General features: G+C 42.7%; 15 protein-coding genes and 1 tRNA gene. 10 read left to right on the forward strand and 6 right to left on the reverse strand.

What is annotated here, in order from left to right:
• Window positions 1-179: 179 nt before the first annotated feature.
• The 4 genes from FN124_RS14390 (at window position 180) to FN124_RS14405 (ending at window position 4,177) form a co-directional block, all read left to right on the forward strand.
• Window positions 180-2,315 carry an alpha-L-fucosidase gene (locus FN124_RS14390; protein ID WP_142685396.1) on the forward strand — a complete coding sequence of 712 codons (2,136 nt, stop codon included), beginning with the start codon at window positions 180-182 and terminating at the stop codon, window positions 2,313-2,315.
• A 2-nt stretch (window positions 2,316-2,317) separates the two neighbouring features.
• A complete protein-coding gene (locus tag FN124_RS14395) occupies window positions 2,318-3,040 on the forward strand; it encodes a tRNA1(Val) (adenine(37)-N6)-methyltransferase (RefSeq protein ID WP_142685397.1) in 723 nt (240 codons plus the stop codon).
• A gap of 194 nt (window positions 3,041-3,234) precedes the next feature.
• On the forward strand, window positions 3,235-3,621 hold the full coding sequence (locus FN124_RS14400; protein ID WP_142685398.1) for a hypothetical protein: 387 nt from the start codon (window positions 3,235-3,237) through the stop codon (window positions 3,619-3,621).
• A 34-nt stretch (window positions 3,622-3,655) separates the two neighbouring features.
• Complete coding sequence (locus FN124_RS14405; RefSeq protein ID WP_142685399.1) at window positions 3,656-4,177, forward strand: hypothetical protein; 522 nt, start codon at window positions 3,656-3,658, stop codon at window positions 4,175-4,177.
• A gap of 26 nt (window positions 4,178-4,203) precedes the next feature.
• On the opposite strand, the gene FN124_RS14410 is transcribed toward FN124_RS14405, so the two are convergent.
• Entirely contained in the window at window positions 4,204-5,421 is a 1,218-nt protein-coding gene (locus FN124_RS14410) for an NAD(P)-dependent oxidoreductase (RefSeq protein WP_142685400.1), read from the reverse strand.
• Window positions 5,422-5,594: 173 nt separating this feature from the next.
• Here FN124_RS14410 and FN124_RS14415 point away from each other — a divergent pair.
• From FN124_RS14415 to FN124_RS14425, 3 genes are all read left to right on the forward strand, one after another.
• Window positions 5,595-5,678: transfer RNA gene (locus FN124_RS14415), tRNA-Leu, on the forward strand.
• 249 nt (window positions 5,679-5,927) lie between these two features.
• Window positions 5,928-6,251, forward strand: a complete 324-nt coding sequence (locus FN124_RS14420) for an ISAon1 family transposase N-terminal region protein (protein ID WP_142683040.1) — start codon at window positions 5,928-5,930, stop codon at window positions 6,249-6,251.
• Window positions 6,252-6,267: 16 nt separating this feature from the next.
• On the forward strand, window positions 6,268-7,227 hold the full coding sequence (locus tag FN124_RS14425; RefSeq protein ID WP_260607295.1) for an ISAon1 family transposase: 960 nt from the start codon (window positions 6,268-6,270) through the stop codon (window positions 7,225-7,227).
• A 138-nt stretch (window positions 7,228-7,365) separates the two neighbouring features.
• On the opposite strand, the gene FN124_RS14430 is transcribed toward FN124_RS14425, so the two are convergent.
• The 5 genes from FN124_RS14430 to FN124_RS14450 form a co-directional block, all read right to left on the reverse strand.
• The gene (locus FN124_RS14430; RefSeq protein WP_142685401.1) at window positions 7,366-7,650 is read right to left on the reverse strand and encodes a helix-turn-helix domain-containing protein; all 285 of its coding nucleotides are present in this window, start codon (window positions 7,648-7,650) and stop codon (window positions 7,366-7,368) included.
• Window positions 7,651-7,703: 53 nt separating this feature from the next.
• On the reverse strand, window positions 7,704-8,006 hold the full coding sequence (locus FN124_RS14435) for a hypothetical protein (protein WP_142685402.1): 303 nt from the start codon (window positions 8,004-8,006) through the stop codon (window positions 7,704-7,706).
• 22 nt (window positions 8,007-8,028) lie between these two features.
• A complete protein-coding gene (locus FN124_RS14440) occupies window positions 8,029-8,607 on the reverse strand; it encodes a hypothetical protein (protein WP_142685403.1) in 579 nt (192 codons plus the stop codon).
• An 85-nt stretch (window positions 8,608-8,692) separates the two neighbouring features.
• Complete coding sequence (locus FN124_RS14445; protein ID WP_142685404.1) at window positions 8,693-9,103, reverse strand: hypothetical protein; 411 nt, start codon at window positions 9,101-9,103, stop codon at window positions 8,693-8,695.
• 43 nt (window positions 9,104-9,146) lie between these two features.
• Window positions 9,147-9,581, reverse strand: a complete 435-nt coding sequence (locus tag FN124_RS14450; protein ID WP_142685405.1) for a hypothetical protein — start codon at window positions 9,579-9,581, stop codon at window positions 9,147-9,149.
• Window positions 9,582-9,596: 15 nt separating this feature from the next.
• Here FN124_RS14450 and FN124_RS14455 point away from each other — a divergent pair, with 15 nt between their 5' ends.
• The 3 genes from FN124_RS14455 (at window position 9,597) to FN124_RS14465 (ending at window position 12,844) form a co-directional block, all read left to right on the forward strand.
• A complete protein-coding gene (locus FN124_RS14455; RefSeq protein WP_142685406.1) occupies window positions 9,597-10,199 on the forward strand; it encodes a hypothetical protein in 603 nt (200 codons plus the stop codon).
• Between the two features lie 10 nt (window positions 10,200-10,209).
• A complete protein-coding gene (locus FN124_RS14460; protein WP_142685407.1) occupies window positions 10,210-10,470 on the forward strand; it encodes a hypothetical protein in 261 nt (86 codons plus the stop codon).
• Window positions 10,471-11,134: 664 nt separating this feature from the next.
• Window positions 11,135-12,844, forward strand: a complete 1,710-nt coding sequence (locus FN124_RS14465) for an RHS repeat domain-containing protein (RefSeq protein ID WP_221887776.1) — start codon at window positions 11,135-11,137, stop codon at window positions 12,842-12,844.
• Window positions 12,845-12,846: the final 2 nt, after the last annotated feature.

Consider the following 12,846-nt stretch of genomic DNA (forward strand, 5'->3'; position numbering starts at 1 on the left):
CGCTTTTAAATTCCGTTAACAAGGGACGGTAAAAAGGAACTGCTAATTGTTAAAATTCTATTCTCATCCATCCATATATCAGTTTAGCTTTATGCTCGCCTTTGGCGATGCGGATTTTGTCTGACTCAGGATTATGATGATTAGGCTGATTACGGGATTTTTATAACTGTTTCATATCTATGAAGAAAAGCTTTGTTTTTTTATTGGGCCTTGTTGTGATGGGCAAATTATTGTTGGCGCAAACGCCTGTGGCTCAGACGGAGTGGAAGAACCAGAAGTATTCTATGTTCATCCATTGGGGTGCGATTTATTCCACGCTGGGCGGTGTTTGGGAAGGCAAACCTGTTACCCGGGGATACAGTGAGCAGATACAGTCGCACGCCGGAATTTACAGTGATGTATATGGCGATGTTGCCAAACAATTTCACCCTGAACACTGGAATGCTGATTCAATAGTATTGCTGGCCAAGGCTGCGGGCATGAAATCGGTGGTGATGACTTCCAAACATCATGATGGCTTTTGTATGTTCCATACAGCCTGTACAGATTATAACGTAGTGGATGCAACACCTTTTAAGCGGGATGTGCTGAAAGAGTTGTCGGATGCATGCCGCCGGCATGGATTGAAATTCGGGATGTATTTTTCATTGATCGACTGGCATTTTCCGCAGGCATATCCTATCTCAAGCAGCAACAGCGATCCTATTACCCCCGAACATCATGAGTTTAACAAGAAGCAGGTAACAGAACTGATGACCAACTATGGCCCTGTATCTGAGATCTGGTTTGATATGGGGTCGCTTACCGCGCAGCAGAGCCGCGATCTGGCAGATATTGTGCATCGGCTGCAGCCGGGCTGTATGGTTAGCGGACGTTTGGGTAATGATGCCGGTGATTTTTGTGTAATGGGAGATAATCAATACCCCGATTATAAGATTGCTTCCGCCTGGCAAACACCTGCCTCCGTATATGATGAAACATGGGGATACCGCAGCTGGCAGCAACATGGTAAAGCCACAGATAAGGCACATGAGAAATTGGAAGGGTTGATTAAAGTGGTAAGCCGCGGTGGCAACTACCTGTTGAATATTGGTCCCCGCGGGGATGGCTCGGTTGTAGACTTTGAAAAAGAAGTGCTGCTGCTCAATGGCGCCTGGCTGAAACTCAATGGGGAAGCTGTTTATGGCGCTTCAGCCAATCCGTTTGATACTACATTTGCCTGGGGTGAAGTAACCGCGAAGCCCGGGAAATTATACCTGCATTTACTGCAGCAACCAGAACAGGGCACTATTATATTGCCCGGACTGAACAGTAAGATCAGCAAGGTTACATTACTGGGCAGCGGGAAGAAGGTGCCGGTAAAAATCTCCCTGAAAGATAACAACACCTATCTCCGGTTACCGGCAGATTTTAAACCGGCCGATAAAGAAATCCCGGTACTGGCTGTTGCTTTTAGAGGAGCGGTGGATATTACACCTGGGCACCTGCTGCGTCATGCCACCCGTTTAAACAGGCATAATGCCACGCCTTTATTCAGCTTCTCCGGTGTTGATTACGAAAGCTACTACCGTAGTGAAGTGGGTGAATCATGGGCATTTACTGCACAAAAGCCGGCGGCCCTGCAACTGGTGTACAGTGATGCGGAGAAAGGCCGGCGTATTGCGCTCACGCTGAATGATGTTACCAGCGAAGTACTGCTGGATGGAGGCGTAACCACTACACTGAAAAATGATGCCGCTTCCCTGCAATGGGGGCCGATGTATAGCGCAGGACCGTTTTGGTCCGGCATTGATGGAACACATGGCAGCGTAAAAAATATTGATCCTGCACAACCATGGCCGGATAAAGACAACGCTGCATGGACATTGCACAGCGACTGGAAAAATGATGCGCCCATTACTTTAACCGCCGGCAGGAGCGTAGCCAGTTATATTTTACAGGAAATTACAGCGCCGAAAGCGGGTGATTACCTGGTAGGTTTTAACAGCGGAGATGGTATTGCGGTATACCTGAACGGAGAAGAACAGGTACTGCATAATAACCCCGAACGTGGAGGAACACAATCGGAAGCAGTGCTGTTATCGCTTAAAGAAGGAAAGAACCAGTTAGTGGTTAAATACTATAACCGCTTTGCAAAACAGGCAGTAGCGGGCATCAACCGCAACGTACCGCAGGTAATATATATACAGCAGCTACCCGTATATATAAAGGGCAATGGTAAAGTAGAAAGCTGTGTGATCAGGGAGGCAAACCCGGTATCTGTTCACCGTAATTTACGGATGCCCAACCTGGCGCTGGTGTTAGATTCAAAATAAAGATGGCAAACACATTTTTTAAATTCAAGCAGTTTACCGTTCACCAGGAGCACTGCGCCATGAAAGTATGTACAGATGCCTGTATACAAGGCGCTTTCACGGCGCGGTACCTGGCAGAAAATGAAATAACGGCGCCGGCTATACTGGATCTAGGCGCCGGCACCGGGCTGCTGAGCCTTATGCTGGCTCAGCAGGTAGACGGGGTAATAACCGGGGTGGAACTGGACGCTGCCGCAGCGCTCCAGGCCATGCAGAATTTTGATGATTCTCCCTGGGCGCACAGATTGACCCTAACCAGGCAGGATATACGAAAAATGGATGGGGCTGTGAAGTATGATTTTATTATCAGCAACCCGCCGTTCTATGAGCATGCGCTTAAAAGCGGGCATGCAGGAAAAGACCAGGCGATGCATGCCACCAACCTGAGTTACCAGGAGCTGATCACAGCAGCAGATCAGCAACTGGCCGTTTCCGGCGAGCTGTCGGTATTGCTGCCCTATAAGGCTTTTGAAGGTTTCAGGGAATTGGCGCTGGCAGCAAGGCTTCACCTGAAGCAGGTGTTATATATCCGGCAGAGTGTGAGTCATGGCTTTTTCCGGACTGTGGGTATTTTTTCCAGGAAGCCGGGGAATACAGTGGTTAGTGAGCTTTCCGTGTATGATGCGGAACGGGTGTATACGCCGGGGTTTGTAGAGTTGCTGCAGCCGTATTATTTATATCTGTAGACAGCACCTGTAAAAGTCCGCCATAGTACTTTGGAGCTTCTACTTATTCTATCCGCTATAAGAACATCAATGGCACAGAGAAACAATTGAAAGGCACTGTTAATCTTTTACGATAGCTCCCTTCGAATGATCTTCAAGATAACAATTGCGATATTTTTATTTTGCAACCTCGCAAAGTTTCTTAGATTCATTTTATGAAGAAGATACTTTTTTACTCGCTGTTATTTCCCCTGGTTATTGCATGTAAAAAACAAAATGCACAGGCTATATCAAATCTGCCGGAACCAGATCCTGCTGTGAACGGGGGGACCTATACAGTTGTAACTGCGGTGACCAATATATCGTCGGACAGCGGAACCGTATACCGGTTGGGTTTGGCGCCATACGCATCGTTTTTTAAATTTAACCGGAGCGTAAAAAACGGGGACTTATATTATAAGGCAATTGGAGAGAGCGCAAAGTATTTCAGGCCATTAAAGTTCTTCATAACAAATAATGGAACCGGGGTAATAGTTGCAGTGGCAGCACCCAGTAAACCAGAGGTAGATAAGTTCAATGAAGAGTGGCATAAGGGTGATTGAATAATCTGTTCTGTATTAAAAATAAAATGGTTTTATGAAAGAAAAACGGTTGCTTCGCTTTTTTACGAAGAAAATTTATCAGCTGTCGCTAATATTACTGCTGGCTACGGTTTTAGGTGCCGGGTGTAAAAAGTCATCACAAAAGAATCCCTGTGAAGACGTGCTCAGTGAAGGAATGCCGGCCCAGGCAGCGTTAATTTTGCTGGATAAACAAACAGGGGAGAATATACTGTTATCAAAAAATATTGATACTTCTGCCATAACAATTACCCCTGCGCCACCGAGTTTGAGAGGAGGAGTGATTGTAAAGCAAACAGGATCTCCCATGTATGGAGCGCTGGTGATTCCTGTGACTGATACGAAGGAAGGAGTGTTTAAGTACCGGATAGATATTGCCAATGTAGGTAGTATTACGCTATCTCACACTAACAGGAAAGAGAAATCCGATAATATCTGTAACCCTTATTATATAAGCATTACGGAGCCTGCAATAGAGGATCATCCGTTTACGGTTTCGCGAACTGGTTCACGGCTTATGTTTGAAATAAAGCTTTAGTGTAAAGCGAAATGCTATTGAATTATTTATGATGTTGTTCCTTTTGCATAGTCGTCGAGATAACTATACCTGGTAGTTAGTTTCCCCTTGTCTGTAATGGTGGCATTCATGATTATTTCGCTATCTGTTTTCAACAGCTCATCAAAAACATATTTCATCAGCTGATCTCCAAAGTATTGGGAAGCATCTCTTGGCAGCTCATTGGGGAGGTTGCTAACGCACATCATATCAATGGTTTCGGGAAGATAGGGGGCCGTTTGCTCCATCTTGTCTTTTGTAACGCCGTATACGGGATCTTCAATGGTGCTGTCGCCCAGGTTACAGGGAATGGAACCGTTTGTATCATCTGTAATATCGGCGATCACCTTAATACGGAAGTTATCTTTTTTCAGGTCATCTGCCTGGAAGAGCGGGGGGATTTTCTTATCCCAGTAAATCCCGTTCATGAGGATATCGCTTGCAGTAACATAAGGAAGAAAGCGGCATTCGTATGCCTCTGGGTGCTGGTGGAAGTCGGCGCGGCTGTATGTTTTATCATCTTTCCGCAGGTATAGCTCTCCGGCTTTCAGCTGGGTATATACCGGGTAAGAATAGGTATTGATCAGGTATTCTTCCGGTGGAAGATATTTGATACCGAGCAGCCCCATTATCTCCAGGGCGCCGGCGGCCACGCGTCCGGAGCCGGTGATCACTATCTTCAGTGGAGGCAGTTTGATCCCGAAATAATGGTTGATCAGTTCCTGGAAATCATGGCAGGTGTGTACCCTTTTGAAGTGAAAGGCCTGTGTTTTTTCCCCGTAAGCCATAAGGCCATTATGAGCGCCCACAATACCGGCAAAAAAGCCAAATCCCAGGATACGTTGTCCGTCGGGATGCACAAGGCATTCATAATCTATTAGTGTAATCCCTTTTTCCAATATAGTTTGGAGCATATGCTGGTTATGCGGCTGTTTCTTTTTGGTATGGCTGAAGAACAGGTATGTTTTTCCAGACATCAGTTTATCAGCAGGTACTTCTTTAATACCCAGCAGTATAGTGCAATGAGAAAGATCTTCCCGGAGGGTGATGCCTGCTTTTCCATATTCTTCATCTTTGTAACATCGTAACGGGGAGGGCTGTACGAATATCTGCACCTGTGGGTAATGATGCATGATCCATTGGCATTGCTTTGGAGTAAAGGCAACCCTGTTATCGTGGGGGTGTTTTTCTTCCCGGATAAGCCCGATATGTATCTTGTTTTCCATCTTTGAATGTAGGGTATTTTTGCGAACTGTATGTCTTTGTAAACCGGCTGGGACGCCCTGTTAATAGGGAGTTAGAAAAAAAATATACAAAAATGTAAAATTTATTTGTGAATTAAGTAAGAGTTTCTATATTTGCATCCCGCAAGCGAAGCGGTAAGTTCATTAGTAAGATTGCCCAGATGGCGGAATTGGTAGACGCGCTAGACTCAAAATCTTGTTTCCGAAAGGGAGTGCAGGTTCGATTCCTGTTCTGGGCACCTGATTATCAGTTAGTTATAAAGGTTCACGAAAGTGGACCTTTTTTATTTGCACAAAATTTGCACAAAATCCCAATGTGGTAAGGTGTTAAAGAACTTTGATTACAAAAATACAAAAAATCATGCAACCATTGCTAGTTAAGGATTTGGGATCAAGTTGAAAAGTTGGGGGATGGGATAAAAAGTAGTTTTTTTGCAGCAGATTAACCAACGAAGCACGTGGATCAGAATTTTCGCAAACTAGTAGAGATGCTGTTACCAGCAGGGGTTTTAGAGTATTTTGACTTAATTGATTCAAGTCAGAATAAGGAGGGTATTGATATATACCTGGAAGAAAAGAATACAATCCCAGTAGAGCATCAGCATAGAAAAGCACACTCCAAAGGTTTCTTCTCAGAAATTGCAATTCAGGATTTTCCTATACGTGGCCAAAAGGTCACCCTGCATGCCAAACGCCGTCGGTGGGAGGTTTTAGAGGATGGAGAAATAATAACAAGAGATTGGGAAATAGTTAAAAAAGGCACACGAATGACACCGGAGTTCGGTGCTTTTTTAAAAGGATTACTTAGATAAATATCCTGTAAGCCCTGTGCAATTGGGCCATTTCTTTCAGATAGACGGTAAACAGTTAGGCCAGCAATACAAGCATCATCTCAGTGATTTTGGTACCTGGGATCAAAAAGAACATGCTACTGAATGGATGCTTTTTGAACAAAACATTGGTGCCGCTTTAAGTATAGACGAGACAGCCTTTTCCAGTGGAGAACTGTATACAATTGTCACTAATAAGCTGGCCAAAGGGCGCAAAGGCTCAATAGTGGCTATGATCAAGGGCACTCAGTCTGAATTTCTGAAAGAAATACTGTTTAAAATCCCTAAGCGCCTGCGTGGAAGAGTACAGGAAGTTACCATCGATATGTCTGGTAGCCTTAATAGCGCTGTTAAAGCCTGTTTCCCTAACGCCCATCGGGTGATAGATCGCTTCCATGTGCAACACCTGGCTTTTGATGCGGTACAGGAAATCAGAATAAAGCATCGCTGGGAAGCCCTGGAACAGGAGAATCTGGAATACGAGCAGGCAAAACGAGCCGCAATGAAGTATGAGCCAGTCAGGCTCGCTAACGGCGATACAGCTAAACAGCTGCTGGCCAGAAGCCGATACTTGCTATTTAAGCATCCCAGACTATGGACCAGAGAGCAGCAGCAGAGAGCGGAACTTTTATTTAGTCATTACCCCCTTATTCATAAATCCTACCAGCTATCCCTGCGACTCGGTGAGGTTTACAGACATTGTAAGTGTAAAGAAGAAGCATTTAAGAAGCTGGCTTTGTGGTATAATGACGTGGAGGAAGCGGGGATTTTATCCTTCAAGACCGTTGCCAGGACTATCAGAACTCATTATCTGGGTATCCTCAACTTCTTCAACAACAGAGCCACCAATGCGGCTGCAGAATCATTCAATGCAAAAGTAAAGTCCTTTAGAAATGCACTGCGAGGGGTGCGGGATGTAGAATTCTTTCTTTATAGATTGACTAAACTTTATGCCTAAAATTTATGGACATCCCCCAACTTTTCAACTTGATCCAGGATTTGGTATATTTTGTCCTTGATTATCTAAATTAAGTATTATTAAAATGGCCCCTGCAAATTTGCGAGGGGCCATTTTAATAATCGAGAAGAAAACAATTTATTCTGGTTTAGTTTTTTGTTTAAGGTAAGCCATTACCTCCGAATATAAGAAGTAAACGCGACCACCTTGCTTATACGATGGTAGACCGGCCTTTTTCCAATTATTCAACGTAACCAGGGAAACTTTAAACATAAATGCAATTTCTTTACGTGATAATAGTGGTTCGGTTTCTGTACTCTCCTGTGATCTAATATTTCCATTCTGGCATTCGGTAATTTCCCGTAAAGCTTCCTTTATCCAACGTTTAAAATCACCTTCGTTGGGAATAAAGATAGTGTCCATACCTCCTCCTTTTCCTTACTGTAATCAAAATTGTTCTTTTATTTATATCTAGTTTATTCTCCTGATTTGAAAACCTTAATACTAGTCGGCCCATATTTTCGTAAATTTTCCTTTAATTCCAGCCAAAGCCTTATATTAAAATCTGCAATCTCATGCAGTTCTTCAGCTGTTAAGGAATGTAGGTTGCTTACTGTACTAGTTGGCTTTTCACGATCATTTCCGGTTCCGACAGAGAAAAGATTGGGTGCATACCCTTCTCCTAGTTCAAGAGATTTTCCAATAGCAATACTATTACCAAAAAGCTTTATGGTCTTTCCTGTACTTAGCTGTAGTATTCGTTTTTTAATATCTGCCATTCCTAAAATTTTTTGTTTAAACCTAAATTCCGGGTCCTCGCTTCCTGTTCCGCTGTACATTATTTTTTTTAAGGGGCCTGGTGGCTTTCAAAGCATGTTCCGGTAAAATATACCCGGAAAGAATTCTCCTCGCTATTTCCCGGTAAAATTGTATTTCATTTGTATCTGAACTATTGATCACGCGACTCCGAATTATCTGCTTCAATATCTCTTTTACATCTGCATCGTCCTCAATCCTAAAGCGATTTCTTTCCGAATCCCGCAGGACCAAAGCAAGACATAACTTATTATCACTTTGACGATGGAGAAGTTTCTGTTGAACAATTTCAACCTTTTGGCCATAATAGTCCATAAAACTAACACCACGGTCATACTGATATCTTGAATCGCAAATGTTAAATCCATCTTCATCTGGAAAAGGAAACCTGAACCGAAAACCAGAATCCGGATTAAGATATTGTTGCGGACTACAATTATTAGGTGCCGTCTCAAGAAGCCCTTTCTGGAATGCATTTTCCATTTGAGGATAAGTAACGTAATACAAGTTCTCTACTGTACCTATCTTAACCTCTTCTCCTTTGTATTTTATATACTCACCCATAAAACCGTAGATTAAGAGCCATTAAAATCATCCGAATATTTAACACCAAACAAATATTTCATTAATACAAGCCAGCGACCGGATTCTATAGTTTCAAAGAATTGCTTGATTTTTGCTTCGCTTCAATCCATTGTTGGAAGCTCATCGTACAATAATATAGAAACAGTTCTCTTCCCCCTGTGGATTCAAGCGCTTTAATCGGTTCGCCATTCAATACCAGTCTAGCAATTTCTAGTACACTTTTTTGCTGATGTAAGCATAATTGCTCAAGCGATCTCTTAAGTGTTGCTAATATATCCACAGGTGACTTTAAAGTAAGTAACGCATCAGGCTGGTATCTTCCAACTGTGCCGTTTGGAAACTGAACAGATATATCTGCCGAATTATTGAAAGCAAGCACCCTTCCAATTTCCCCCTTCATATTTGCTGGATCGACTGTTAATTCCGGATGAACCACGACAAGCCTTCCTATTCCTTTTTGTATTTTACTTTTCATCAAAAAGTTTTTTATGTTGATGAAACCAATTTTAATAAAGAACTTAAATGCCAGATGGTAATGGATAATTTGCTGTTATTAATTCTGTTTTGGGTTTGGGTTTACCGCTTTTCTGGTTTACGGTAACGAGCAGCTCTTTTTCGATTCTGTTCCATCGGAATTTTCTGACATATCGGTCAAGTATCTCCGTGGGATAAGAAGACAACAAAACCAGCTGGATCCAGTTGCCTACAAGTACGCTGGAATTAGCCCGTATAACAGTAATTTCAATAATCCCATTTCCATTTTTGATCCGCTGGGTGATGATCCTCCCATCTGGGGCTTTCTTAATGGATTCTGGGGCTGGCATTACAAAGCATTTGATGTAGTTGCCCAACAAGTCGGTAGAAATGCCGTTGAAGCCGGTATTACAAGCTTTACTACCAACGGATTCAATCAAATAGCAGAGCTCGCGGCGAGAAGGTCGCAACAGACTCAAACGCGAAACATTTTATTGTCGAGTATTAATGGTCAAACCGCTGGCCCGATCGACTTGCCAGAAGTTTCAATTAGTCCTAATAGAATAATAGACGGGCATCCTGCTTCACAAAGAGTCTTCGAACCATATTCCCAAACCAGCTTTGCTTTTGATGATGAATTAGCAAGACAGCATAAATCATTTATATTTGTAACTGATTATGTTGAACCGGTTGTAACAACGGTTGCAACCATGGGCTTGGAAGGACTTGCTTCATCTGCTATTATTGGAGTGACCTTAAATGGAGTTGAGGGAGGATTTAATACAATAAGAGCTTTTAAAAATGCAATTTCACCGTTTAAAGGTGGGAGGTTTACTAACGCAGGTCGTGCAGTAACTAAACATCCTGAATATTTTGGGTTTGAATCCACAGAAGCTCTGATGAAGGTATATCGAACTCCAGAAGCCATAAACAATTTGGCTTCAACCACGATAAAAAATATATTGCGTAATGGTGCAAAAAGTACAGGTGCAGGAGGCCGATATCCTAATGGTTGGGTTACTTTTACTTTGGGTAATGGAAACGCAGCAAGTTGGGGATTAGATGGAATATTTATTGGATTTAGAGGACTTAGATAACAAAAAATATATGAAAAACATTCGCGTAGAAAAAGTTGGAGATATTAATTCCGAATATCCCTATTTAGAAATCTTTTTAAAAAATAGTGATACTCCTTTTCTGGAAGTTTCGATTTCAGCAAAAAAGGAATTGTCTTTTAAATTTTATGCCTCTCAGGCAGACGTTTCATTAGAAGTTGAAGAATGGGAGTACATCCTTGAAACTGCAAAGGAATTTTTACCACAAGCTTTAAAAGATGAAGATGATTTCGAGAAGTTTCAAAATGAATAGATAGAAAGGGTATTTGCTTGATTGAGTTTGGACGGTAACATCTTTACCCAAGTACTTACAACAAAAACGGAATATAACTAAGGCCCCGAAATATCGTGGGCTTTAGTTATGTTATGTACAGACAAACCATTCAACAACCTAATATCCAATTTTGACCTTTAGGAGATGAGGCTCCGTTTAGGGCTGGTCAGTAAAATTTCTGAGGCAATATCGTAATAAAAAGAGAAGCTGGAATTGCCTATCGACAACCAGCTTCTCTTTTACTTGTTTTATAAAACGACTAATGTAACATTCTAGCTTTCATGCTATTGAAGAAAAGATAACAGATGATGGGTTGATTGAATATTGGTCCAGAAATGAAACTCAAGGGCCAGTAGAACTTAAAAGATTGACCTATTTAACTACATTTTTGAAGTATTACAATTTGCCAGAGTATAGAAAGGCACTGGAAGATTTCTCAAAGTATTGCGAGAGACATAATCGCAACTATTTAGTAACAGCCCATCTTAAACAACTTAATGATGTATACGGAAGCAAATAATCTTATCTGTATGCCACCGGGCTACCCGTGCAGCTTGTTTATGACTATTTCCTTACCGATCACCTGGGTAATACCCGCATGGTCCTTACTGAAGAGTCAGGAAAGCAAACTTATGCTGCCACTATGGAAACCGCTCTTTCAGCAAAGGAAAATGCCTTATTCGCTAATATTAACCTTTGCCGGGCAGCCAAACCAGTAGGTTACCCAACTGATGCAACTACTAATCCTAATGATTATCTGGCAAAGTTGAACGCTTCCGCTGGCGGCCAGAAAATAGGTCCCTCACTTGTCTTACGGGTAATGGCTGGCGATACTATCCAGCTAGGTAGCAAAGCGTTTTATAAATCAGCCGCTGCCAGTACTTCAAGCACCACAGTAGCTAATATGCTCGCTGCCCTTTTGCAGGCTTTTGCCACTGGCAGCGGTCCGGTTGATGGCGCTCACGGTAATGGAACCGGTGCTGGCTCACCCATAGTCTCCAATTTTACGGCTGCCAACTATCAATCCATCCGGGACAAAGACCCGACTCAGAACGTAACAACCCTGCCCAAAGCTTACCTGGCATATGTGCTTTTTGATGAGCAAATGAGTATGGTGGACGAAAACAGCGGCGTAAGACAGGTACAGGGCAGTCCCGATCAGCTTCAGACATTGGCGACAAGCCCTATGGTAATGAAAAAAACCGGTTTTCTCTACGTATATACCACCAATGAAAGTATACAGGACGTATATTTTGACAATATTGTGATTAATCACAATGCTGGTCCATTACTAGAGGAAACCCACTATTATCCCTTCGGATTAACCATGGCCGGCATCAGCTCAAGGGCTTTGAAAAATCCTTATGCAAAGAATAATTTAAATTATAATGGTATCGAGCAAACGGACGAATTCGGACTGAATCAATATGACGCCTACTACCGTACCCTGGACCCACAAATTGGCAGATGGAACCAGATAGATCCCGCTGCTGAAAAGTATCCTGGTATTAGTCCCTACAACAGCAATTTCAATAACCCAATATCTATTTTTGATCCGTTAGGTGATGATCCTCCATTTTGGGGGCTGGTCAATGGTATTTGGGGTTGGCAGTATAAAGCCTTTGATGTGATCGGCCAGCAGGCCGGCAGGATGGCAGTTGAAGCTGGTATTCGAAGTTTCACTACAAATGGTTTCAACCAGATTGGAGCTTATGTTGCTAATCAACAGCAACAGCGTCAAGTGTACGAACTACAAAGGCTTCAATCTTTACAAAGATCGTATGATATTCAGTCCCAAATTGATTTACAACAAAGCCAGCAAATTGAATTGAAAAATAGCTTTCCTGTACGCCAATTCGAAGATCCGAAAACAACAGGAGCTGCCTGGCGCAGAGAAATGGAGAACCAGCGAAAAACTTTTATATTTGTGACTGACTATGTTGAGCCCGTTGTAACGAATATAACTACAATGGGTCTTGAAGCGCTGTTTGTTAGCACTATAAGTCGTGGAGCAGGACAAGCGGCAGTTACAGCAGCTGCAAGACGTGCCTCTTCGGCGCAAGCTAACAGGCTTGCCGGAAATGCTTTTCGGGATGAATTGGCGGCAGCTTTGGAGGCTGAAGGCCGGACGGTAGTAAAAGAAGTTTATAAGAAAACTCCATTTGGCAAGAGGTTTATTGATCTTGACGTATGGACAGCTCCTGCAGAATTTGGAGGTAAAAATCTGGGAGGAATCGAGGCCAAGGCCAGTATGTCTGCCAGATACAGAGCCTCGCAGAGGGCGAAGGACCTTTGGTTGTTGGTAACAGAAAAATATAGAGTCGACGTTGTAAGAAAACCTATTAACTGGTAATT

This window comes from Chitinophaga polysaccharea (genome assembly GCF_902150045.1).
Lineage (GTDB): Bacteria > Bacteroidota > Bacteroidia > Chitinophagales > Chitinophagaceae > Chitinophaga > Chitinophaga polysaccharea_A.

Excerpts from the sequence above, each read along its gene's own strand:
- FN124_RS14435 (WP_142685402.1), bottom strand. The coding sequence starts at position 8,006 with ATGGCAGATATTAAAAAACGAATACTACAGCTAAGTACAGGAAAGACC.
- FN124_RS14400 (WP_142685398.1), top strand. The coding sequence starts at position 3,235 with ATGAAGAAGATACTTTTTTACTCGCTGTTATTTCCCCTGGTTATTGCA.
- FN124_RS14395 (WP_142685397.1), top strand. The coding sequence starts at position 2,318 with ATGGCAAACACATTTTTTAAATTCAAGCAGTTTACCGTTCACCAGGAG.
- FN124_RS14420 (WP_142683040.1), top strand. The coding sequence starts at position 5,928 with ATGCTGTTACCAGCAGGGGTTTTAGAGTATTTTGACTTAATTGATTCA.
- FN124_RS14445 (WP_142685404.1), bottom strand. The coding sequence starts at position 9,103 with ATGAAAAGTAAAATACAAAAAGGAATAGGAAGGCTTGTCGTGGTTCAT.
- FN124_RS14430 (WP_142685401.1), bottom strand. The coding sequence starts at position 7,650 with ATGGACACTATCTTTATTCCCAACGAAGGTGATTTTAAACGTTGGATA.
- FN124_RS14410 (WP_142685400.1), bottom strand. The coding sequence starts at position 5,421 with ATGGAAAACAAGATACATATCGGGCTTATCCGGGAAGAAAAACACCCC.
- FN124_RS14405 (WP_142685399.1), top strand. The coding sequence starts at position 3,656 with ATGAAAGAAAAACGGTTGCTTCGCTTTTTTACGAAGAAAATTTATCAG.
- FN124_RS14465 (WP_221887776.1), top strand. The coding sequence starts at position 11,135 with ATGGAAACCGCTCTTTCAGCAAAGGAAAATGCCTTATTCGCTAATATT.
- FN124_RS14460 (WP_142685407.1), top strand. The coding sequence starts at position 10,210 with ATGAAAAACATTCGCGTAGAAAAAGTTGGAGATATTAATTCCGAATAT.
- FN124_RS14390 (WP_142685396.1), top strand. The coding sequence starts at position 180 with ATGAAGAAAAGCTTTGTTTTTTTATTGGGCCTTGTTGTGATGGGCAAA.
- FN124_RS14440 (WP_142685403.1), bottom strand. The coding sequence starts at position 8,607 with ATGGGTGAGTATATAAAATACAAAGGAGAAGAGGTTAAGATAGGTACA.